Annotated in this window: 23 protein-coding genes; 12 read left to right on the forward strand and 11 right to left on the reverse strand. The window is 59.8% G+C overall.

Features of this window, described 5'->3' with window-relative positions:
- Positions 1-90: 90 nt before the first annotated feature.
- Both pdxH and IEX40_RS17505 read left to right on the forward strand, forming a co-directional pair.
- A complete protein-coding gene (gene pdxH / locus IEX40_RS17500; protein WP_188750620.1) occupies positions 91-741 on the forward strand; it encodes a pyridoxamine 5'-phosphate oxidase in 651 nt (216 codons plus the stop codon).
- Between the two features lie 85 nt (positions 742-826).
- Positions 827-1,294 carry an FKBP-type peptidyl-prolyl cis-trans isomerase gene (locus IEX40_RS17505; protein ID WP_188750622.1) on the forward strand — a complete coding sequence of 156 codons (468 nt, stop codon included), beginning with the start codon at positions 827-829 and terminating at the stop codon, positions 1,292-1,294.
- 85 nt (positions 1,295-1,379) lie between these two features.
- Here IEX40_RS17505 and IEX40_RS17510 read toward each other — a convergent pair whose 3' ends face one another.
- Positions 1,380-1,640: a hypothetical protein gene (locus IEX40_RS17510; protein WP_188750623.1), complete on the reverse strand. Its 261-nt coding sequence runs from the start codon at positions 1,638-1,640 to the stop codon at positions 1,380-1,382.
- A 432-nt stretch (positions 1,641-2,072) separates the two neighbouring features.
- Here IEX40_RS17510 and IEX40_RS17515 point away from each other — a divergent pair, with 432 nt between their 5' ends.
- On the forward strand, positions 2,073-2,330 hold the full coding sequence (locus IEX40_RS17515; protein WP_188750625.1) for an FmdB family zinc ribbon protein: 258 nt from the start codon (positions 2,073-2,075) through the stop codon (positions 2,328-2,330).
- On the opposite strand, the gene IEX40_RS17520 is transcribed toward IEX40_RS17515, so the two are convergent.
- Complete coding sequence (locus IEX40_RS17520) at positions 2,327-2,527, reverse strand: hypothetical protein (protein ID WP_188750626.1); 201 nt, start codon at positions 2,525-2,527, stop codon at positions 2,327-2,329. The two genes, IEX40_RS17515 and IEX40_RS17520, sit on opposite strands and share 4 nt — an antisense overlap.
- A 208-nt stretch (positions 2,528-2,735) precedes the next feature.
- On the opposite strand from IEX40_RS17520, the gene IEX40_RS22180 reads away from it, so the two are divergent.
- Complete coding sequence (locus tag IEX40_RS22180; protein WP_268235812.1) at positions 2,736-2,870, forward strand: hypothetical protein; 135 nt, start codon at positions 2,736-2,738, stop codon at positions 2,868-2,870.
- 77 nt (positions 2,871-2,947) lie between these two features.
- On the opposite strand, the gene IEX40_RS17525 is transcribed toward IEX40_RS22180, so the two are convergent.
- Positions 2,948-5,608: a DUF2339 domain-containing protein gene (locus IEX40_RS17525; RefSeq protein WP_188750628.1), complete on the reverse strand. Its 2,661-nt coding sequence runs from the start codon at positions 5,606-5,608 to the stop codon at positions 2,948-2,950.
- 93 nt (positions 5,609-5,701) lie between these two features.
- On the opposite strand from IEX40_RS17525, the gene IEX40_RS17530 reads away from it, so the two are divergent.
- The gene (locus IEX40_RS17530) at positions 5,702-6,046 is read left to right on the forward strand and encodes a hypothetical protein (protein ID WP_229680816.1); all 345 of its coding nucleotides are present in this window, start codon (positions 5,702-5,704) and stop codon (positions 6,044-6,046) included.
- 110 nt (positions 6,047-6,156) lie between these two features.
- Positions 6,157-6,564, forward strand: a complete 408-nt coding sequence (locus IEX40_RS17535) for a DNA-J related domain-containing protein (RefSeq protein ID WP_188750630.1) — start codon at positions 6,157-6,159, stop codon at positions 6,562-6,564.
- Here the strand turns inward: IEX40_RS17535 and IEX40_RS17540 are convergent, their stop codons facing one another.
- The 6 genes from IEX40_RS17540 to IEX40_RS17565 form a co-directional block, all read right to left on the reverse strand.
- Positions 6,565-8,892: a methyl-accepting chemotaxis protein gene (locus IEX40_RS17540; RefSeq protein WP_188750632.1), complete on the reverse strand. Its 2,328-nt coding sequence runs from the start codon at positions 8,890-8,892 to the stop codon at positions 6,565-6,567.
- A gap of 117 nt (positions 8,893-9,009) precedes the next feature.
- Positions 9,010-9,459 (reverse strand): YaiI/YqxD family protein, encoded by a 450-nt coding sequence (locus tag IEX40_RS17545; RefSeq protein ID WP_188750634.1) that lies wholly within the window; start codon positions 9,457-9,459, stop codon positions 9,010-9,012.
- Positions 9,460-9,521: 62 nt separating this feature from the next.
- Positions 9,522-10,049, reverse strand: a complete 528-nt coding sequence (locus tag IEX40_RS17550; protein WP_188750635.1) for a DUF3750 domain-containing protein — start codon at positions 10,047-10,049, stop codon at positions 9,522-9,524.
- Between the two features lie 21 nt (positions 10,050-10,070).
- A complete protein-coding gene (locus tag IEX40_RS17555; protein ID WP_188750637.1) occupies positions 10,071-10,427 on the reverse strand; it encodes a ribbon-helix-helix domain-containing protein in 357 nt (118 codons plus the stop codon).
- 97 nt (positions 10,428-10,524) lie between these two features.
- Positions 10,525-11,091, reverse strand: a complete 567-nt coding sequence (locus tag IEX40_RS17560; RefSeq protein ID WP_188750639.1) for a DJ-1/PfpI family protein — start codon at positions 11,089-11,091, stop codon at positions 10,525-10,527.
- A gap of 85 nt (positions 11,092-11,176) precedes the next feature.
- Positions 11,177-11,947, reverse strand: coding sequence for a TSUP family transporter (locus IEX40_RS17565; protein ID WP_188750640.1), 771 nt, complete (start codon positions 11,945-11,947; stop codon positions 11,177-11,179).
- A 337-nt stretch (positions 11,948-12,284) separates the two neighbouring features.
- Between IEX40_RS17565 and IEX40_RS17570 the strand changes: the two genes are divergently transcribed.
- Positions 12,285-13,613 carry a molybdopterin-dependent oxidoreductase gene (locus IEX40_RS17570; protein ID WP_188750642.1) on the forward strand — a complete coding sequence of 443 codons (1,329 nt, stop codon included), beginning with the start codon at positions 12,285-12,287 and terminating at the stop codon, positions 13,611-13,613.
- Positions 13,614-13,623: 10 nt separating this feature from the next.
- A complete protein-coding gene (locus IEX40_RS17575) occupies positions 13,624-14,001 on the forward strand; it encodes a hypothetical protein (RefSeq protein WP_229680817.1) in 378 nt (125 codons plus the stop codon).
- 61 nt (positions 14,002-14,062) lie between these two features.
- Here the strand turns inward: IEX40_RS17575 and IEX40_RS17580 are convergent, their stop codons facing one another.
- The gene (locus tag IEX40_RS17580) at positions 14,063-15,235 is read right to left on the reverse strand and encodes an acetylornithine transaminase (RefSeq protein ID WP_188750643.1); all 1,173 of its coding nucleotides are present in this window, start codon (positions 15,233-15,235) and stop codon (positions 14,063-14,065) included.
- Between the two features lie 394 nt (positions 15,236-15,629).
- Between IEX40_RS17580 and IEX40_RS17585 the strand changes: the two genes are divergently transcribed.
- The 3 genes from IEX40_RS17585 (at position 15,630) to arfB (ending at position 18,507) form a co-directional block, all read left to right on the forward strand.
- A complete protein-coding gene (locus IEX40_RS17585; RefSeq protein WP_229680818.1) occupies positions 15,630-17,150 on the forward strand; it encodes a C13 family peptidase in 1,521 nt (506 codons plus the stop codon).
- Between the two features lie 74 nt (positions 17,151-17,224).
- Entirely contained in the window at positions 17,225-18,091 is an 867-nt protein-coding gene (locus tag IEX40_RS17590) for a bifunctional methionine sulfoxide reductase B/A protein (RefSeq protein WP_188750645.1), read from the forward strand.
- The gene (gene arfB, locus IEX40_RS17595) at positions 18,091-18,507 is read left to right on the forward strand and encodes an alternative ribosome rescue aminoacyl-tRNA hydrolase ArfB (protein WP_188750646.1); all 417 of its coding nucleotides are present in this window, start codon (positions 18,091-18,093) and stop codon (positions 18,505-18,507) included. The genes IEX40_RS17590 and arfB overlap by 1 nt, the downstream gene beginning before the upstream one ends.
- An 18-nt stretch (positions 18,508-18,525) precedes the next feature.
- Here the strand turns inward: arfB and IEX40_RS17600 are convergent, their stop codons facing one another.
- Complete coding sequence (locus IEX40_RS17600) at positions 18,526-19,275, reverse strand: DeoR/GlpR family DNA-binding transcription regulator (RefSeq protein ID WP_188750647.1); 750 nt, start codon at positions 19,273-19,275, stop codon at positions 18,526-18,528.
- Between the two features lie 138 nt (positions 19,276-19,413).
- On the opposite strand from IEX40_RS17600, the gene IEX40_RS17605 reads away from it, so the two are divergent.
- The gene (locus IEX40_RS17605) at positions 19,414-20,394 is read left to right on the forward strand and encodes an ABC transporter substrate-binding protein (protein WP_188750648.1); all 981 of its coding nucleotides are present in this window, start codon (positions 19,414-19,416) and stop codon (positions 20,392-20,394) included.
- Positions 20,395-20,396 lie beyond the last annotated feature (2 nt).

Genomic DNA, 20,396 nt, shown 5'->3' on the forward strand with positions numbered 1-20,396 from the left:
AGAAACTGTGGCTGAACTGATCAAGCGCAGAACTCGTTCTTTCATATCGTATATAGTGGTCGCCTTTGAAGTGTCACACAGGAGAGCACAATGGCAAATCCGAATAGCGATGTTAGCGCACTGCGGCGTGAATATGTGGCCAGCGGTCTGCACAAGGCCGAGCTGAGTGCAGACCCGTTCGAGCAGTTCCAGCGTTGGTTTGACAACGCGCTGGAAGCTCATCCGGACGATGCCACCTCGATGACCCTGGCAACCGCCGATGACCAGGGGCGGCCGGCGGCGCGTATTGTGTTGCTTAAACACTTCGACCATCACGGCTTTTGTTGGTTTACCGACTTCCGTAGCGAGAAGGGGCTGCATCTGGCGCAGAATCCATACGCTGAAGTGCTGTTCTACTGGTACGGGCTGGAGCGTCAGGTACGTATCCGCGGTCCGGTCGAGCAGCTTGATTACAGCTTTGGCGAACACTACTTCAACGAACGTCCGCTGGGCAGCCGGATAAGCGCCGCCATCTCCCATCAGAGTGCGCCGGTAGATAACCGTGCTACGCTGGAAAGCGCAGTGGCGCAGATGCGAGAACAGTACGCCGATGGCAATATCCCCTGCCCGGAAACCTGGGGCGGTTATCGACTGATCCCCGAACGCTTTGAGTTCTGGCAGGGGCGTGAAAACCGTCTGCATGACCGTTTCAGCTACGAGCTGAAGGATGGTCAGTGGCAGATTAACCGCCTACAACCCTGATTGCCGAATTTACGAAATAGGTAGATTACGCATAGGCCCGCCTTATGGAGCAGGGCTCTTCACCCACGTGGAAACGTTGAGACAGATGAAGATCATTCGCGATTGCGCGGTTCAGTTTCGTTACAACCTGGCGCCGGCGGGTGAGCCGTTGACCCTCCCCGACAGCGACGAGCCGTTGTTGAGCTATCTGCATGGCCATCAGCAGATCATCGCCGGGCTTGAGCAGGCGCTGGAGGGGCATGCGGCCGGCGAGCGGTTCGAAGTGGAGCTGTCTCCCGAACAGGCCTATGGCGAGCGCGATGAGAGCCGGATCGAGAAGGTCGAACGCGAAGCCTTCGCAGGAATGAAGGATCTTCGCGCCGGCCTACTGGTGCAGATTAACGATGAGTCGGGCAAGCCTGCATTGGCGCGTGTGATCAGGCTTGATAACCGCGAGGTCGAGTTGGACCTCAACCACCCCTACGCCGGTTTGACGCTGGTATTCAGTGTCGAAGTGGTTTCCGTGCGCGCAGCCACTGATCAGGAGCTCGCCGACGGTCGAGTGACGGAGTGATCAAGAGCAGCTACAGCTGATCCGCCCGCAATCTGGTCGGGCCGTTCTCTCCCCACAAGGTATCCTGAAATAAGGCCAGCGTTTTTCAGGATACCTTCTCACGCCATTTCAGATCGCCGATCTGAACATTCAACCATTCAAACCCGATCCGTTTCGCCACGGCGGCGGCGCCATCGAGGCTCTTGAACTCCCGCTCTCCTTTTGAACGCTGAAGATTCAGTACCACCACGTCGTTATCCCTGGTGACGAATTTCAATGTCCATCCACGCGACATTGAGATCGGTATCGCCTGACAAGATTCAAACACTCCCGCCTTGAACAGTAGCTTGATTTCACGTTCCTGCATTTTGAAATTCCTTTACGAGTTATCGTTAACTGCCTATTGATAATTCTATAATTAATAACGATATATCGCAAGCAGATTGCGCTAAATCTCAATGTTTAAGTTGTTGAAATGTAAGAAGTTTTAAGGCTTGGGCAAGTTTTTTTGCTATCCTCTTCTTGGCTCTCTAAGTCATTGAATTAAAAGCATTATTTGGTGAGTGTTTTTATATCAAAAAGCAATTAAAGATTATTTTTTTATGCTTTTGATATTTTTAATATAAATTCTGAATTATCAATAACAATTTATGAGTACTCTTTACGTACTTATGCCGTTCGGTCAGTCGGCAGCAGGCGAGCGGCGGCCAGATGGCGGATAGGAGCGGCGCTGGGAAGGGGCTTGTCGGGCGTTTATAGCGCGCTATGATTAGCGCGAATCAGGTAATGCGAGGTGGTTATGCCGACATACGACTATCTTTGCCCGAGCAACGGCCGGGTATTGGAGGTGCGCCACTCGATGAGTGAGCGTTTGACTACTTGGGCGGAGCTGTGCAAGTTAGCGGAGATCGATCCCGGTGATACTGCAGCGGAGGCGCCGATAGAAAGGCTGGCCAATGGAGGACAGATTGTGAGCCGCAGTAGCCTGGGTGATAAACAGGCTCCCTGTCAGATGGGAGCCCCCTGTTGTGGCGCCCGTGCCTGCGGCCTGGATTAATCCTCTTTCGCGACTTCGAGGCGGGTGCGAAGTGCCTCTTCGACCCGGTTCAGGCACTCGCGCATCGCCTTGACGGAGTCATCACTGTCGCTGAATTCCGGGGTGAATTTGAACATGTCGAGCATCTCCACCAGGAAACGCTCCTCGTTCATCTGTTTGAGCTGATCAGCGCTCCAGATTTTCATTTTGGTTGGCATCGTCTTCTCCTCTTGGACCGACTTGGGAGCCAGGGGCAGGTCGGGGATATGCAAGGTCTACTTCCTCTTCCCTGATTCAGTAATGGGTCAGGGTATCGATTTTTGCAAGCCGGGCTTTCCCTCGCTCGCTTGAGCTGAATCAATAATCGAAAAAGGGAAGGGCGTTACTCTTGTCTCAACGTTAAATGAGATAGAAAGGGTGAATGCTATGTTCGGTGTTGATGCTTACAGCCTCGAGGTTCTGGTACCCAGCCTGGTCGGCGTCGTTGCGATGGCCGGCGTTATGGTCTGGGCGTTCGTCAAAGTCCGTCACCTGATGAACGAAGAGCCCAAGCACAAATAATCGGTTTGAATTACCGTTGTTGTCCCTCGTAGAAAAGGCCTGCTGCTCGCAGGCCTTTTTCTTTGTTGGGGCGCTTGTTAACTGCCTGCCGGCCGTTGCGGTCGCAGGTGTTGATGCAGCCAGGCCAGTAGCAGCAGTACCAGCCCCAGTCCCATGAAAGAGGCGACGCGCAGCAGCCCGTCCAGACCCTCCATATCAACCAGAAAAATCTTCACGATTACCACTACCAGCAGGCTCATGGCACCCTGGTACAGCCGGTGTTGCTCGCGATGAATGGCCCATCCCATGCCGCTGGCCGCCAACAGCAACCAGATCGCCGAGTAGGTATAGAGCTCCGGATTGCCGGTGGGCAGTGCGATATCCAGCGCGCCCTGCCACAGATGGCGGATCTCCAGCGATACAAACAGCAGCAGGTTGAGACCACAGCCCAGCATCGCCCAGGAGCGAACGCCTGCGCGATAGTAGCGACCGATGGCGAACAGTAGCAGTGTCGGTGCGCCATAGGCCAGTAATAGCAGGTTCCATACCGGGGTCGACGCGATAGCTGTGTGCCCCCAAAGCGGGTTGTCGACCAGCACCACGACGAGGATATGGTTGGCCAGGCTCATGCTCAGCAGCAGGGCGGCCAGGCGGCGGTAGAGTCCGGCAACGTATTGGCTCAGGGAGGCCCGCCAGTGGTAGACCAGGGCGGCCGCGCCCCAGACCAGGGTATTGATCGCAGCTTCGGTAAAGCCGTAGTGGCGGTTGAATATCTGACCGTCATACAACCAGTAACGCAGTTCGGTACCCAGGGTCAGCACCAGCAGCGTGGCGGCCGCGCCCTGCAACCAGGCCTGCAGTGAGGGGGAGCGGCGACTGATCCGGGCCGCAATAAAACAGCTCAGGGTTGAGCCGCCATAGGTCCACAGCGACCAGTGCACCTCGCTGGGATAGCTGATCACCCAGGGGTTCAGTATCAGCCGACAGCCCACCACCAGGATCACCAGCCGGATCAGCCAGGGCAGCAGCGGTTGCGGGAGGCGCTGATGGATCGCGGCCAGTGAGATCAGCTGCAGGGCCAGGGCCAGGGTCAGCGTGGCTTCCTGAAACCAGATCACCACCGCCAGTGAGTAGGCCAGATGGGAGGAGGCGATCAAGGTCAGCGTCAAAGCCGTGGCTACCCTGTTGGCAGCCTGTCTGGCGAGCGCGAGATAGGCGATGCCGGCAGCCAATGCGGCGCCGCCCCAGCGCCATTCATCATCCAGTTCAGCCAATACCAGATAGGCGATTGCCAGCATCAGTAGCGGTGTCAGGCAGCCGATGCTGGCCCAGATCCCCGGTAGCGGTGCGCGTGCTCTAAGGTTCCAGGCGGCATAACCGGTCGCCAGTAGAGAAAACAGGGCGAGCAGTGCGATCAGGCTGTCCCGCTCAATGGGCGATGGCGTGCGAATGACAACTTCGAACTGCTGCCAGGAGGCAAATTGCACCAGCAGCGCACCCGCCAGTGCGATAAACGCCAGTCCCGGCAGTGGTGTCAGCAGTGGACGCTTGCTGGCGGCGTGCAGCAGCACCAGCGGCAGCAGTGGCTGGCTCCAGACTGCGGTCAGCCCCAGGGTTTGATGAAACAGGGTGTAGCTCTGGGCGGCGATCACCAGCAGTACGGCCAGGAGCGTCGCATACTCATTGGCGCCCGCGGCGCGCAACAGATCTGAGTAATGTTGTGTGCTGTCGACCCGATACCTGAGTGAAATCAACCAGTCCAGCGTCGGCACGGCCAACAGAGCCCAGGCGATGCCAAGCAGATACAGGGTTCGGCTGAGCTCGGCTGTGGGCGGGGTGTGGAAGGTCAGCCCCCACCAGGCCAGGGCGCCGACCAGGACACCGCACCAGAGCCAGAGACGCCAGACATAACGCAGCAACAGCAGCACCGACAGGCTGAGGATGAAGGCGTAAACCAGTGCAGCTTCGATCTGTTGACTGCCGGTACTGACCAGGATCGGTACCAGGTAGCCGCCGAGCATGCCAAGGGCCGCCAGTAGCGGACCATGCACAAGTGCCAGACCCAACGTGGCGAAGGAGACCAATGCCATACCGGCGAACACCCAGCCCGCGGGCACATAGTCGAGCTGGTGCAGGCTGGCGAGCAGCGCGGCATACAGGATGATGCTGGCACCGCCGGCCAGGGCGGCAAAGACATCGCTGTGGCCACGGCGAAGCCGCATCCAGTTTGCCGCTACATGCAGGCCGATGCCGGTCAGTAATGAGAGTATTATGCGTGCGCCCGGGCCGAGCAGGCCCTGCTCGATCGAGTAGCGCACCATGAACACGCCGGCCAGGCCGACGCAGGCCCCGCCGAGCCAGATCATCCAGTGCTGTCGCAGGTGCTGGATGAACCCTGTAGTTTTCGGGGGCGTGTTGGGTTCGGACACCTGCGACCGGTGCAAAGCTTGATTCGTCCCGGCACCCCAGGGATCGCGCGCAGTGCTCAGGGTAGTGGACGGGGCTTCGTCGGCGGTTGTCGGCTTCGCCTCCTCGACCTGGTCAACCTTATCAACCTTGTCGGACTCGACGGCAGGGGGGGGAGCGGGGTGTTGGGGCGACTGTGCCTTTAGCGCTTCGCGCAGCCAGGCAATCTCGATCTCGGCCTGGCGCAGCCGTTCGTCGATACGGCTTTGTCGTACGAAACTGACGATACCGAGCAGTGCGCCGGCAATCAGCGCCAGCACCAGTAACGAAAACAGCGACAGCAAAACTTCCATGCGGCGATTTCCTTGTCCGGTTTGGCTGAAGCATAATCGAGAGGGTAAAGGCTTACCAAGTGGCCAGTGGCAGAACCGGGCGAGGGAGGCGGTGTGGCAGGAATCAATATTTGGGCACTGAAAAAGGATCAGTCGATCCGTCATCTGCTGCTACTGCTGGTTGCCCAGCTGGGGGAGGGCAGCTTCGTCGTCGACGACACCACCCCCTGTGATGAGCGGGCGATCTTTTTGCACCACCGACAGGACCGCGGCATCCGCGCCTATATCTATACCCTGGGACAGGCTGATGACCGCTATGGTGTACACCTTGAATATCCACCCACCGCCGACGCCGGTAACCAGTTGGAAGTGATGGAGAACCAGCGTTTCGAGGCGCTGGTCGAGAGCCTGGCGGTACACTTCGATATCCCGTTCGTGGAACCGCTTCCTGGTCGCTGAGCACTGTCTATACTGAAAGCGTCGAGCCGCTTTCAGTGGTTCTCTATCTATCAAGATCGACCTGAGGTTTGGCCGCGGATCGGGGTGACCGAGGGCAAAAGGTAACAGAGATGATCAATCCAGTACTGCCGCAAGTATTACATGTGTTGCGCCAGCATCCGGACGGGATCAGCGAATATCGCTTAATGAAGACGCTGGACGAAGAACACCTGTTCGAGGAACAGAACAGGACGGACGGCGCGATGCTGCCGCTATACCGCAAACATTTTCTGATTATGAATGCGCTTTACGATCTGCAGGACATCCTCTGGCAGGAGGAGGACCGGGTGCTCGAGATCTCACCCATGCATATCGAATTGCATGAGCGCCAGACAACGACACCACACAAGCAGGAGCCTGAATGGTATCCGTTGCTCAGTGAGTATTACCTGGATTGGCAGTACTACCGCGACACGACGGAAGAGGACATCAACAGAATGATGGCGGAGTTGAAAGCCCAGGCCTCCCCTCCGCAATGATCAACCGGTACGGAAGCGGCCGACCAGCTCGCCCAGCTGGTTGGCCAGCGTGCGCAGGTGCTCGGCGCGCTCAGATGCGTCGCGAGCCCCCTGCAGTGTGACATCGGACAGACTGTCGATGGCAACGATACTGGTTTCCATCATCCCGACCGTACTCTGTTGCTGGGTGACGGCCGCCGTAATCTGGCTATGCATCCCCTTGATCTCGGTTACCAGTTCACGAATCTGCGCCAGCTCATCAGCGGTACGCGTGGTGTTGGCAATACTGCGGTTTGCCCGCTCCACTGTATCGGCGGAGCGCATCACGGCGTCCTGAGCCGACCGGCGAAGCCGCTCAATCATCTGCTGGATATCGATGGTGGCATCCTGAGTCCGCGACGACAGCGCCCTGACCTCATCGGCGACCACGGCAAAGCCACGCCCCTGCTCGCCGGCCCGGGCCGCTTCGATGGCGGCGTTGAGCGATAGCAGGCTGGTCTGCTCGGCGATGCCGTCGATCACCTCGAGCACCTTGCTGATCTGTCCAATATCATCGCTCAGCTGCGTAATTGATGCGGCCGAGGCTTGGGTTTGCTTGACCAGGTCAGCAATTTCGGCCGCCGAGCTGTGGGCACACTCAGCGCCCAGAAGGCTGGCCTCATCGGCACGGCCCATGGTATCGAGCGTTTCCCGGCTGCTGCTGGCGACTTCGTTGATCGAGGCGGCAAACTCGGTCATGGCGCTGGCGATGCTGCGACTCTGTTCACGCTGGCTCGCCATATGCCGGTCGGTGGCGTCGGTGGTCAGGTGCAGATCGCTGGCCAGTGCGGTTAGCTGCTGGCCGGTGCCGCTGACGGCGACCACCAGAGCGCGAATCTTGCCGACAAAATCATTGAAGGCGCGCGACAGCTCGCCGATCTCATCTTTACGGTTGGCGGACTGCAGTTGAACGCTGAGGTCGCCATCACCCCGGGCGATCTCGCGCAGCCGGTCAACCAGAATACGCAGTGGATGAGTCAACACGCGGGCGATGGCAAGGCCTGCGACGATGGCGATGACCAGCGTCACCAGCACCGTGACGGCACTGGTGTGGGTCAGCGACCTGATCATCAGCTCCTTTTCGGCAAACGCCTCGCGCTGGCTGATCTCGGACAACAGCACCCAGCTTCGGCCCATCAGGTTGATCGGGGTGTAGGCCGAGATCACGGGGGTACCGTAGTAGCCCATGTCGAACTCCACGCCACTCTCCCCTGCCAGTGCTTTGCGCACCGCCCCGGAGTCCACCTTCTGCAGTGAGATGGCGGTGGACAGGTTGCGAATCGTCTCGAGCCGATCCTGATTGCCCTGCAAATCCAGTTTGGCGAAGTACTCTTGTGGATCCTCCTGCAGCAGCCGGCTCTGCGAGCGCAGGCGGCGGTCCTGCCCGACCAGCAGCGCCTCTCCGCTCTGTCCCATGCCCACATCCTGCCAGCGCTCGCCGCTGGTCAGTACCCGGCTGATCCTGTCGCCGGGGATCTGCACGATGAGGCTACCCAAGCGTTCACCGTCACTGTCGACCGGGGTCGACATGAACAGTGCGGGCTTGCCGTAGGAGGGGGCAAAGGGGGCCATATCGGTCATGTTGACGTTGCCCGGCTCGGTGTCACGGCTTTGGCGCCAGGACTCGGCCAGCAATGAGTCGGCGAAGGGGCCCTGCTGCAGCGAAGTGGCGAACGCGATCTCCTTGAGCACGGAGTAGATTACCCGGCCATCGGGATCGACCAGCATCAGATCGTAGAAGCCGAACTGCTGCTGGAGCTTGAGCAGTTGCGGATGGTAGAGCCCATGGTACAGGTCATAGCGATCGTCGAACTGGTGGCTGTTGTCCGCCTGCATCAGCAGCTGCTTGGCCCCCAGGGGATTGGGGTTGAGACTGATGTAGCGGGCCTGATACTCACGCGTGGCACCGTCCAGCGCACCGAGCATCCTGTCGATCGACTGGGCTGCGGTTTGCGGGGATGACGCGCGCATACGCTTGAGCAGAGCGCCGCGGTAGAAGCGGTCGAGGCTGGCGTTCAGTTCGCTATCCGGTTGTGCCGCAGCGTTGAACGAGCGGGAGAAATCGGACAGCGCGCGCAAGGTTTCCGTGCGACTGGCGATGCTGACGGTGATCTGGCGCAGTGTCTCGAACTCATCCTGCAGCTGGGTCTTTTTCATTTCACGTATGGCCACCAGACGATCGGTCAGTGTCTGGCGCAGTGCGGCGTCGACCTGTTGCTCGGTGCTCCAGGTGATCAGTGCCGAAGCGATGATGAGGGGGATGACGGCGATGGCGATGATGCTGAGCAGGAGTCGGGTTCTGATGGCCATAACAAGCACTCTATCCGGGCAGGGCGAAGGTCGGGTTCGCTGACGTGTCGCCCCAATCTAGGGAGCCGGCGCGGGCAGCGCCATAACTCCTGGGGGGTATAGGGTGCTTGGGAGGGATCAGCGCTTGGCGCGGGCGATCAGCGTGTCCAGATGCTGGGCGAAGGCATGGCGGTCGCTTTGGCTCAGTGCGGCGGGGCCGCCGGTCTGCACGCCGCTGGAGCGCATGGTATCGAGAAAGTCGCGCATGTTCAGTCGTGCCCGCACGTTGTTCGCGGTCAGCAGTTCGCCACGGGGACTCAGCGCCAGGGCGCCTTTTTCGATCACCTCGGCGGCCAGCGGGATATCGCTGGTGATCACCAGGTCGTCCGCTTCTGCGCGCTTGACGATCTCGTTGTCGGCGACGTCGAACCCCTGTTGGACCTGAATGGCGCGGATGAACTTTGACGGTGGAGTGCGCATCGGCTGGTTGGCCACCAGCGTGGTTTCGATGCCGGCACGCTCGGCGGCGCGAAAGATGATCTCTTTAATGACGACCGGACAGGCGTCGGCGTCGACCCAGATTTTCATAGTGTGTCCCGGCAATGCTCGAAAAACGCCACTCTAGGGCAGTGCGGCTCCAAACGCCAGTCTCAGTCGGCCCAGCCCGAGCCGATGGCGCGCCAGGGCAGTTCAAGCCCCAGTTCGGGAACCTGCTGCGCCACCCAGGCCGGGAAGGTGTTGCTGTTGGGGCCAGGGAAGAGCCGGTACTCCTCTTTCCAGGGGTAGTTTTCTACCGCCTGCTCGATCTTCTCGATCAAATCGTCGACCCCTGGACCGCGTTTATCCAGCAGCAGTTCCGGGCGTGAGCCGAACCAGTAACGGTCGGGCAGATCCTGGGTTCTGCGCAGGACCGGGAGTCCTTGCCGCGCGCGCCAGCCGACCACTTCGAATACCGTGTAGCTGTCTGCCTGACTGGGTTTGACCGCGATCCAGGTGTGTACGGCGAAGATGCCGCGCCAGCCCCAGGCGTCAGCCGCGTAGACCTGAATGATCGGCTCAGGGGTAGCGCCCGGATCCGGGGCGATTCCGGCCGATTCCCGGCTGGCCGTACGCCAGCCATCGCCGGAACAACCGATGATCAGCAACGGCGCCAGAAGGGTGAGAAGTACTCGACGCATGGCCGGCTCCTCCGCTTAAATTCAAGAGTGATGCAGGGTACTGCGCTCACGTTTGAGGATAGCACCGGCATCGAGTGTACGAATCGGGATGTCGGTTCGGCGCGGAATATCGCCGGCAAGCTGCAGCCGGAGGTAACGCATGGCACACACGCGCAGGAAGGAGGTGAAGTTGTTAATATCGTGCCCGGTATCCAGCGCTTCGTGGTAAAGCCGGGTGACCAGCTGGGGCACGTTCATCTCATCGCGCCGGGCGATCTCGGTCAGCACGTACCAGAAGTAGTTCTCAAGGCGCACGCTGGTGACCATGTCATTGATGCGCAGGGAACGGGTCGAACTGTCCCAGAGGCTGGGATCGGCATTGATGAATAGCTTGCACACGCGAACACCTCACTTTCTTGTTATAGATTCAGTGGTCGTCGGCTGCTCAAAGGACCGAACAGGCCCCAGGGACCGGTCCGGTCAGCACCTATCATTCTCAACCGTTGAGCAGTGCCATGAACTGAGCGAGCCAGGCCGGGTGGGCCGGCCAGGCGGGCGCAGTTACCAGATTACCATCGGTTACCGCTTGATCAACCTCAATTTCGGCATATTCGCCGCCGGATAGCTTCACTTCGGGTGAGCAGGCCGGATAGGCGGAGCACCGTCGCCCCTCGAGTACGCCGGCAGCAGCCAGCAGCTGCGCGCCGTGACAGATCGCGGCCACCGGTTTGTTGGCGGTGAAAAAGTGGCGCACCAGCTCCAGCACCCTCGGGTTGAGGCGCAGGTATTCGGGTGCGCGTCCGCCGGGGATGACCAGTGCATCGTAGTCGGCCGGGACGATCTGGTCGAAGCCGGCGTTGAGGGTAAAACGGTGTCCCGGTTTTTCGGTGTAGGTCTGATCACCCTCGAAGTCGTGGATCGCAGTTGCCACGCTGTCGCCGGCTACCTTGTCGGGGCAGACCGCGTCGACCTGGTGGCCTACCGCCTGCAGCGCCTGGAAGGGCACCATGGTTTCGTAATCTTCGGTGAAATCGCCGGTGATCATCAGAATCTTCTTGCTCATGACGGCTCTCCTTTTTGTTTTGAGGGTCATCATGTTGTAGCAGTTCGATGGGCTCAGCGGGTATTAACCGGCTACTACAGCTTCCCTAGAAGAGGGCGATGTCGAATCGGTCCAACAACAGCTTGGCCGACATCAGCAGCGTGATCGTCACGATCAGCGGCCTTACCAGCCGGTTACCGCGGCTGACTACCAGGCGCGCGCCGAGCTGGCCTCCGATCAGTTGGCCCAGGCCCATGGACAGTCCGGCGAGCCAGACGATCTGTCCGCTGAGCAGGAAGAACAGCAGCGAGGCGACATTGGAGGTGAAGTTGAGCACCTTGGTATGTGCGGTGGCACGGGCCAGGCCGAACCCGGCCAGAGAGACGAATGCCAGCATAAAGAAGGTGCCGGTGCCGGGGCCGAAGAAACCGTCGTAGAAACCCACGGCGCTGGAGATCCCCACCGCAAACAGGGTGGTGCCGATGCGCCGCTCGCGGTCCACGTCGCTGATCCGGGGCGAGAGGGCGAAATACAGCGCGATCAATATCAGCAGCGCCGGCATGATCCCCGCCAGGATGGAGTTGTCGATGTGCTGCACCAGCAGCGTACCGGCCGCGGAGCCGACGAAGGTGCACAGAATCATGCCGCGCATTTCGCGCAGGTTTACCTGGCGCTTGCGTACGAAATAAGCACTCGCCGCAAAGGTGCCGAAGCTGCCCTGTAGCTTGTTGGTGGCCAGTGCCTGCACTGGGCTCAGGCCACTGGCCAGCAGTACCGGGAGCGTGATCAGCCCGCCGCCGCCGGCAATGGCATCGATGGTGCCCGCCACCAGGCCGGTGACCAAAAACGTCAGAATAAGCAGCAGGTCCAGTTCCAATCTAGGCTCTCCCGTCGAAGAAGCCGCTACTCTGGCCCCGGTTGATGACCCGGTCAAGTCCGACGGAGCAGGGCGAATGCGGAGTGTGTTGCGCTGTCGCCGTAATAGAACGGTTATTCAAGCGGGATAGCAGGATAAGCTTTATTAGATTTTTTTAATATAAGGCGGGCGTTATCGTCTGCCGCTGCTAGGCTGAAATCGATATATCGACGCGGCCGGCAGCGCTTCCTGCACAAAGGTTGGTACTCCGGCTTCAAGGGTAATACCGATAACAAGATGCCCGAAGGTCAGACGTGATGAACACTGGAATCTGTATTCGGGCCCCAGGAGCTTTGTTATGTCAAAGAGAACACCCGAATCACGAGGCCTGCATCAGCTATACGACCAAGACCCGGAAAAGGCGGATCGCCTGGTCTGGGGGCGAGAGGTGGATCCCGAATCCCGTCGCGGCTTCCTGAAAAAGAGTGGCTTGGCGGCGATGACCGCGGCCCTTGGTGCCGTCGCCATCCCCTATGCCGCCAAAATGCCTGGCGGTTTGATCCCGGCGGCCTTCGCCCAGAGTGACGAGCCGTTTATGCTCGAGGGCAAGGATGGCCTGACCCTGCTCAATGACCGTCCGATCAATGCGGAAACCCCGCCCCATCTGCTCGACGACGAGATTACGCCCGCCAACCGCATGTTCGTGCGCAATAACGGTATTCCGCCGGGACTAAAATCTATCGATCCGGAGACCTGGCTGCTGAGTATCGAGGGCGAGTCCTGCGCCACGCCGATGACCTTTACCATCGCCGAGCTCAAGCAGAAGTTTGAACACTACACCTACCAACTGACGATCGAGTGCGGCGGCAACGGTCGTGCCGAGTACGTGCCTTCCGCCAGCGGCAACCAGTGGACCACCGGTGCCGTGGCCTGTCCGACCTTCACCGGCGCGCGGCTGCGTGACGTGCTTGAAGCCTGCGGTATCAAGGATGATGCGGTCTATATCGGCTATTATGGTGCCGATTCCCATGTCAGTGGCGATACAAGTAAACACCCGATCTCCCGCGGGGTGCCGATGAGCAAGGCGCTGGAGGATGAGTCGTTGATCGCCTGGGCGATGAATGGTGAGGATATCCCCTATCTCAACGGCTATCCCCTGCGCGTGGTCTGTGGCGGTTGGCCCGGGTCGGTATCGGGCAAGTGGCTGCAGAAAATCGTGATCCGCAACAAGAAACATGACGGCGCCAAGATGTCCGCGCCCTCCTACAGCATGCCTAAGTACCCGGTGGCGCCCGGTACAGAGGTGCCTAAGTCGGATTTCGTAACCATCGAGTCGATGCCAGTGAAGTCGTTGATCACCTTTCCCGAATCGGGGCTGACTCAGGCCAAGGGGGAGAAACTGGTGGTTCGGGGCCACGCCTGGGCCGGGGATCTGGCGGTGGACAAGGTGCAGGTGTCAATCGATTTTGGTGCCACCTGGCACGAGGCGAAGTTGATGGCACCGGCCAACCGCCTGGCCTGGCAGCACTGGAGTACGGTGCTGGACTTCCCCGAGATCGGTTACTACGAAATCTGGGCCAAGGCGACGGACTCCGAAGGCCGTTCTCAACCGATGGTCGTTCCCGGATGGAACCCGAAAGGCTATCTCAATAACGCCTGTCACCGCATCGCGGTTCAGATCGTGTGAGGGGGTTGAGATGTCGGGACGAATATTGCGTCGGCTACTGCTGCCGCTAGTGCTATTGCTGCCTTTGGGGGCCTCGGCTGAGACCGACCCGGAAACCGGCTTTGAGATCGGCCCAGGTTGGGAAACCGTGAAAAACACCTGTACCGCCTGTCACTCCGCCAAGCTGGTCACCCAGAACTCCGGATCGCGCAACCGTTGGGTGTATATCATCCGCTGGATGCAGGAGACTCAGGGCCTCTGGCCACTGCCGCCGGAAACCGAGGATACCATTCTCGACTATCTGGTTGAGCACTATGGACCGAAAGAGGGGGCAAGGCGGGCGCCGCTGCCGCCCACAATGATGCCGAAGAATCCCTACAAGCAGGAGGCCGGTGGCTCCTCCGGATAACGGATGGAGCAGGATCGCCCGGACCGGAAGGACTCCCGGCCGGGCGGTGCATACAGGGCATTCAGGCCAGACTGCGCTGGATAGCGGCATCGAGTAGCTCAGCCATACGGTCGATCTCCCCGTTGCTGACAGTCAGTGATGGCATCAGTCTCAGGGTATGGGGCCGGGGTGCATTGATCAGCAGGCCCAGCTCCAGTGCCTGTTTGACGATTGCCGGCGCGTCCAGCGAACCGGTCTCCAGTGCCAGTAGCAGGCCTGTCCCGCGCACCGGGCCCATGTCATAGCGCGTCGACAGTGCCATCAGCCTATCGCTCAGGTAACTGCTGGCGGCGTTGACCTGCTCAAGAAAGCCCTGGGTCGTGACCTGCTCGAGCACCGCCAGTGCCGCGGCGCAGACCAGTGGATTGCCGTTGAAGGTGCCGCCCTGGTCGCCGTATTCGAAACAGCAAGCGTGCTGCTTCGCCATCAGTGCCGCGATTGGCACGCCACCGCCCAGCCCCTTGCCCAGTGTGACCACGTCCGGCTCGATAGCGTGCTGCTGGTAGCAGAACAGGTTGCCGGTACGGCCGATCCCGGTCTGCACCTCGTCCAGCATCAGCAGCAGCCCCTGCCGGTCGGCCAGTGCGCGCAGCCCCTGCAGGAAATCGCTGCTGGCCGGGATCACGCCGGCCTCACCCTGGATCGGCTCCAGCAGGATCGCCACGGTCTGTTCATCGATGGCGGCGGCCACCGCTTCCAGATCGCCATAGGGCACCTTGGTAAAGCCCGGTACCTTGGGGTTGAACAGCGGCTCGAAGGCGGGCTTGCCGGTGGCCGACATGGTGGCCAGGGTGCGGCCGTGGAAGCCGTTGTGGAAGGTGATGATCTTCCAGGCACCCTTGCGATGTTTCTGGCCCCATTTACGTGCCAGCTTGATCGCCCCCTCGTTGGCTTCGGCGCCGCTGTTGGCGAAGAACACCTGATCCATGCCGCTCAGGGTCGTGAGACGGTTGGCCAGCTGCAGTGCCTGATCGTTGTAAAACGCAGGGCTCGGGTTGATCAGGCGCCGACTCTGTGCGCAGATCGCCTGAGCGACAGGTTCAGGGCTGTGGCCCAGGGTATTGACCGCCCAGCCCTGGACAAAGTCGAGCCAGGCGTTGCCGTCGCGGTCGTACAGGTAACTGCCCTGCCCCTCGGTGAAGCAGATATCCGGTTTGGCCGCGATCTGCATCAACGCGGTGTATTTCGATTCCATGCTTTTCGTCCCTTTCGGTTTTCTAAGGCGCTGAGTACAGAATGCGGTGCCTTCGGGGTGGTGCCCGCTCCTGCGCATCCATGCGCTCGCGGGACACCGTACATCCTGTACATAAAAAAAGGCCACCGGGGATACCGGTGGCCTTCGTGATCTGTTGCCTGGATATGACCAGGTGGTTAACAGCGTCTCGCTCGGACAGGGGCTATCCCGCAGTAGTCTGCGTAAAAAGCGGTCTGTCGTCGGTTCAGTGCTGTCATGTTCATAAACCCGAGTATTTCAGAGAAAGTGAAGGATGAGAATAGGGCGGCGATAATTTTCGGGCGCTCTGAGTTCGACGGCGATTCGGGTTAAACTCAGGGTATATTCGGTGTGCAGGTCGAGAGGGAGAGGACCGGTGATCTACGACAGGGAGAGGATGATGAGTGATGGGCAGGCAAAGCGGCCGCAACTGCAATGGCTGGACGATCTGGGTTGCAACCTGAGGGTCGGCTTGGGTCTAACGTTCTGGCGGCGGGTGCGTAGCGGCGATCTGAAGGTCTCGCCGGGGCAACTGATTACCCTGGCGGTGCTACTGTTCGCGCTGGAGTTCATCATCGCCTTTGCTCAGGTTGATCCACCACGACTGTTCAATAGCTACGGGGTCGACTACCTGGCTGCCAGTTACCTGGTTCAGCTGCTATTGCTGCTGCTGGCAGCGCGGCTGGCTGGTGCCGATAACGCCCGTTTCGGCAAGATACTGGTCGGCATGCTCAGTGCGTTTCTGCCGTTAATGCTGCTTGCCCAGGCGTTGCTCTGGGCGATCATGCAGTGGCAGCAATCGGCGCTGGGGCTCGGGCTCTATTTTGGTCTTACCTTCTGCTGGCAACTGTTTATCCTGCTGCGCTTGTTGCGGGGAGTGGTTGGGGTTCGTATGCGCCGGGGGCTGGCGACCACGCTGCTTTATGGCCTCGGGGCACTGGCGGCGCTGTGGATGATGCCGCGGATCGATCTCTGGTACACCGATTACCGCCAAGTGGAGGCGCAGGAAAACCCCATCAGCCAGCTTGATGTGGAGGCTATCTACTACGCCCAGCCGCAGCTGATGGCGAGTGGGTTGGCCGATCTCAAGCCTCAACGCCCGGGTGTTGTGGACCTCTATCTGCTCGCCTTCGGCAGCTACGGCCTGGAGAATGTGTTCCTGAATGAGGTGGAGTATGTGCGTGAGCAGTTCGATCGCCGCTATGCCACTGAGGGGCGTTCGCTGATTCTGGCCAACAACCCCTCTACCGTCGATTATTACCCGCTGGCCAATGGGTATAACCTGCGTAGCGCCCTCGATGCTATCGGCCAGCGGATGGACAGGGAGGAGGACGTGCTGTTCCTGTTCATGACCTCCCACGGCAGTGCCGACCACCGTTTCTCGGTGGAGATGGGGCCACTGCAGCTGGATGACCTGACCGCGCCCGAACTGCGTCAGGCGTTGGATGACGCGGGGATCCGCTGGCGCGTGCTGCTGGTATCCAGCTGCTACTCCGGCGGCTTTGTCGAGGCGCTGCAATCGCCGCAAACACTGGTGATTACCGCCGCCGCGGCCGATCGCACCTCCTTTGGTTGCGGTTCGACCAGTGATTTCACCTATTTCGGCACCGCCTATTTCAAGCAGGCGCTAATGCAGGAGCCCCGCTTTATTGAAGCCTTTGCACTGGCCAGGGAGTGGGTAACGGCACGGGAGCTGGAGGATAACTTCAAACCGTCAAATCCCCAGCTGTTTGTCGGCGAGGCGATTGCAGGCAAACTGGAAACCCTCTACGACGAACCGTCGATGCAGAGTGCCTGGGCGAGCGGCCCGCTTGATTTGGCACTGTGCTCGGATAACGAAGATCAGCGCTGCGCCGTGGAGAACACTAACGGAGTGCAAGCGGAACAGATTCAATGAGAATGTAAGGCCGGACGCGTACGACCGACTAAAGGGAGAACGGGCCTGAACGGGTCGATTTAAGAGGTTTAGCCATGACGTACAAAAAACTGACCCCGGAAGAGCAGTGGGTCATCATCAATAAGGGCACCGAGCGCCCGTTTACCGGCAAGTATAACGAGTTTTTCGAAACCGGCGTGTACACCTGCAAACAGTGCGGCGCACCCTTGTACCGCTCCGAAGACAAGTTCCCGTCGCACTGCGGCTGGCCCAGCTTCGACGATGAGATAGAGGGCGCGGTCCGCCGCGAGGTGGATGCCGATGGGCGGCGCACCGAGATCCTGTGCGCCAACTGCGGTGGCCATCTGGGTCATGTGTTCGAGGGCGAGATGCTGACCGCCAAAAATCAGCGCCACTGCGTCAACTCCATCTCGATGGATTTCGTCAGCGCCGAGGAGCTGGCGTCTAAAAAGGGCGGTGAACTGAAGAAAGCCTATTTTGCCGGCGGCTGCTTCTGGGGTGTCGAGCATCTGTTGCAGCAGGTACCGGGTGTGGTGGCGGTGGTCTCCGGCTATATGGGCGGCCATGTAGACAACCCGAGCTACCAGCAGGTGTGCGGCAAAACCACCGGCCACCTGGAAACCGTCGAGGTGTTGTACGACCCCGCGCAGGTGGATTTCGAGACGCTGACCAAGCTGTTCTTCGAGATCCATGACCCGACCCAGGATGATGGCCAGGGGCCGGACCTGGGGCCACAATATGCCTCGGCGGTGTTCGTCAACGATGACGAGGAGCGCGGTATCGTCGACAAGCTGATCGCACTGCTGGAGAACAAGGGCTTAGACGTGGTCACCCGGGTCTTGCCGATGCAGCGGTTTTGGCGCGCCGAGGAGTACCACCAGGACTACTACGTCAAAACCGGCAAGACGCCTTACTGCCACCGTTATCAGAAACGGTTCTAATGCTGAGAATCTCCAACACAGTAGTACTGGACGATGCCGAGATCGAGCTGACCGCCATACGCGCCCAGGGCGCGGGCGGTCAGAACGTGAACAAGGTCTCCAGTGCCATCCACCTGCGCTTCGATATCCGAGCCTCCTCGCTGCCCGAGTTCTACAAGGAGCGGCTGCTGGCGCTGTCCGATCAGCGTATCACCCTGGAGGGTGTAGTGGTGATCAAGGCGCAGCAGTTCCGCACACAGGAGAAGAACCGGGCCGATGCCCTTGAGCGCCTGTGTGAGCTGATCCAGAGTGTTGCCAGAGTGCAAAAGGCGCGACGCGAAACAAAACCCACCCGCAGTTCGCAGAAAAAGCGCATGGACAAGAAAAACCAGCGCGGCCAAACCAAGTCCATGCGTGGCAAGGTGCGCGACTTCTGACGCTGTTTTCGAGTCTGCTCAGCACAGCGTATTCCGACCGTTTGCCTTGAGTCCTGCGTGCAGCCTTGGCGGTAGTGGGGTGTCGCTGACCACCAGATCGTACTGCTCAAGCCTGCCTGCACTGCACGGCGCATGGGTGCCGAACTTGCTGCTGTCGATCAGCAGAATGTGAAAGCGGCTCTGCTCCAGTATTGCCTCCCGCGCCATCACCTCATCGTCGTTGTAATCGTAAAGCCGTCCGCCGTCGTCCATGGCTCCGACTGAGGTGATGGCAATATCCGCCTGATAGCGCTGAAAGAAGCGCAGAGCATCACCGCCGATCACATCCTGATCCCGTTGCCGTACCCGCCCGCCGGCGATGGTCAGTGCGCAATCCGGGTGCCCGCACAGCAAGCGCGCCGCATGTAGGTTGTTGGTCAGAATCTGCAGTCCCTTCAGTGCGCCGAGTTGGGCCGACAGCTCGGCAACTGTCGAGCCGGTGCCGAGAAATAGCGTCTGATAGCCGTTAAGCCACTGTGCACAGAGGCTGCCGATCCGGCGCTTGCCACCGGCGTTACGAATGCGACGCTGGTCATAGCTGATGTTCTCCCGGTGAGGGAAGGGCAGAGCTTCGCCGTGATTGCGCAGTATCAGCCCCTGTTGAGCCAATACCCGCACGTCGGTGCGGATGGTCTGCACGGATACGTTGAAATGGGTCGCCAGCTGTTGCAGCTCGATCCGTCCGCGTGTGTTGACCAGCTCGGTGATCTGCTGTCTTCGTTTATGCATCGATGACACCTTGAAGTGCGATGGAAACCGTTGAAACGCCCAAACGAAAGTGCAGGGCATCAAAACGAAAGCGCACTGTCATTCTGGTGTAAGGAGATGACATTACCTTTGCAGATACGAAATCACGGAGGTAATGACATGCCCATGAAAAAGCTCCTGACACTGGCCGGTGTTGCCGGCCTTTCCTTGCCGATGCTGGCTCTGGCCGATGAAAAACTGGTGCTCTATACCAGCCAGCCCAATACCGATGCCCAAGCCACGGTCGACGCGTTCACTCAGGCCTACCCGGATATCGAGGTGGAGTGGGTGCGCGATGGCACCACCAAGCTGATGACGCGCTTGCGCGCCGAGCTTGAGAGCGGCGTTTCCCGTGCCGATCTTCTGCTGATCGCCGATACCGTCACCATGGAATCGCTCAAGCAGGAGGGGCGGCTTCAGCCCTACCTGAGCCCGGAGCGCAGCCATTACGACAAGACACTGTACGAGCATCAGGGCTATTACTATGGCACCAAGCTGATCACCACCGGCATTGTGCGCCACGTTAACGCCAGTGAGCATCCCAAGAGCTGGGCGGATCTGGCCGGTACTCAGTACAAGGGGCAGGTGGCGATGCCGAGCCCGCTTTACTCCGGTGCGGCGCTGATCCATCTCGAAACGCTGACCTCCAACCCTGATCTGGGCTGGGCGTATTACCAGTCGCTGGCCGACAACCAGACGCAGGCGCAGGGCGGAAACGGTGGCGTACTCAAAGCGGTCGCCTCCGGTAACAAGCCCTATGGTGCGATTGTCGATTTCCTCGCGATCCGCGAAGCGCGCAAAGGCTCACCCATTGAGTTTGTCTTCCCGAAAGAGGGTGGCAGCATGGTGACCGAGCCTGTGGCGATCATGAAGGACGCCAAGAATGTCGATGCCGCGCACAAGTTCGTCGACTTCGTGCTCTCCAAACAGGGGCAGGAGTTGGTGCGCAGTCAGGGTTATCTGCCGGCCAGCGATCAGGTTGCGCCGCCCGAAGGCTTCCCGCCGCGCAGCGAAATCCGTCTGATGGCGTTCGATGCTGTGGATGCGCTGAAAAATGCCGACGCCAACAAGACGCGCTTTAGCGAACTCTTCGGCGGTTGATA

This window comes from Marinobacterium zhoushanense, assembly GCF_014641945.1.
Classification (GTDB): Bacteria; Pseudomonadota; Gammaproteobacteria; order Pseudomonadales; family Balneatricaceae; genus Marinobacterium_D; species Marinobacterium_D zhoushanense.

What these genes read in the sequence shown, in the direction of transcription:
- arfB (WP_188750646.1), top strand. Translation starts at nt 18,091, where the DNA reads ATGCTGAGAATCTCCAACACAGTAGTACTGGACGATGCCGAGATCGAG.
- IEX40_RS17540 (WP_188750632.1), bottom strand. Translation starts at nt 8,892, where the DNA reads ATGGCCATCAGAACCCGACTCCTGCTCAGCATCATCGCCATCGCCGTC.
- IEX40_RS17535 (WP_188750630.1), top strand. Translation starts at nt 6,157, where the DNA reads ATGATCAATCCAGTACTGCCGCAAGTATTACATGTGTTGCGCCAGCAT.
- IEX40_RS22180 (WP_268235812.1), top strand. Translation starts at nt 2,736, where the DNA reads ATGTTCGGTGTTGATGCTTACAGCCTCGAGGTTCTGGTACCCAGCCTG.
- IEX40_RS17600 (WP_188750647.1), bottom strand. Translation starts at nt 19,275, where the DNA reads ATGCATAAACGAAGACAGCAGATCACCGAGCTGGTCAACACACGCGGA.
- IEX40_RS17520 (WP_188750626.1), bottom strand. Translation starts at nt 2,527, where the DNA reads ATGCCAACCAAAATGAAAATCTGGAGCGCTGATCAGCTCAAACAGATG.
- IEX40_RS17575 (WP_229680817.1), top strand. Translation starts at nt 13,624, where the DNA reads ATGTCGGGACGAATATTGCGTCGGCTACTGCTGCCGCTAGTGCTATTG.
- IEX40_RS17605 (WP_188750648.1), top strand. Translation starts at nt 19,414, where the DNA reads ATGCCCATGAAAAAGCTCCTGACACTGGCCGGTGTTGCCGGCCTTTCC.
- IEX40_RS17550 (WP_188750635.1), bottom strand. Translation starts at nt 10,049, where the DNA reads ATGCGTCGAGTACTTCTCACCCTTCTGGCGCCGTTGCTGATCATCGGT.
- IEX40_RS17560 (WP_188750639.1), bottom strand. Translation starts at nt 11,091, where the DNA reads ATGAGCAAGAAGATTCTGATGATCACCGGCGATTTCACCGAAGATTAC.
- IEX40_RS17510 (WP_188750623.1), bottom strand. Translation starts at nt 1,640, where the DNA reads ATGCAGGAACGTGAAATCAAGCTACTGTTCAAGGCGGGAGTGTTTGAA.
- IEX40_RS17545 (WP_188750634.1), bottom strand. Translation starts at nt 9,459, where the DNA reads ATGAAAATCTGGGTCGACGCCGACGCCTGTCCGGTCGTCATTAAAGAG.
- IEX40_RS17515 (WP_188750625.1), top strand. Translation starts at nt 2,073, where the DNA reads ATGCCGACATACGACTATCTTTGCCCGAGCAACGGCCGGGTATTGGAG.
- IEX40_RS17580 (WP_188750643.1), bottom strand. Translation starts at nt 15,235, where the DNA reads ATGGAATCGAAATACACCGCGTTGATGCAGATCGCGGCCAAACCGGAT.
- IEX40_RS17590 (WP_188750645.1), top strand. Translation starts at nt 17,225, where the DNA reads ATGACGTACAAAAAACTGACCCCGGAAGAGCAGTGGGTCATCATCAAT.
- IEX40_RS17570 (WP_188750642.1), top strand. Translation starts at nt 12,285, where the DNA reads ATGTCAAAGAGAACACCCGAATCACGAGGCCTGCATCAGCTATACGAC.
- IEX40_RS17505 (WP_188750622.1), top strand. Translation starts at nt 827, where the DNA reads ATGAAGATCATTCGCGATTGCGCGGTTCAGTTTCGTTACAACCTGGCG.
- pdxH (WP_188750620.1), top strand. Translation starts at nt 91, where the DNA reads ATGGCAAATCCGAATAGCGATGTTAGCGCACTGCGGCGTGAATATGTG.
- IEX40_RS17525 (WP_188750628.1), bottom strand. Translation starts at nt 5,608, where the DNA reads ATGGAAGTTTTGCTGTCGCTGTTTTCGTTACTGGTGCTGGCGCTGATT.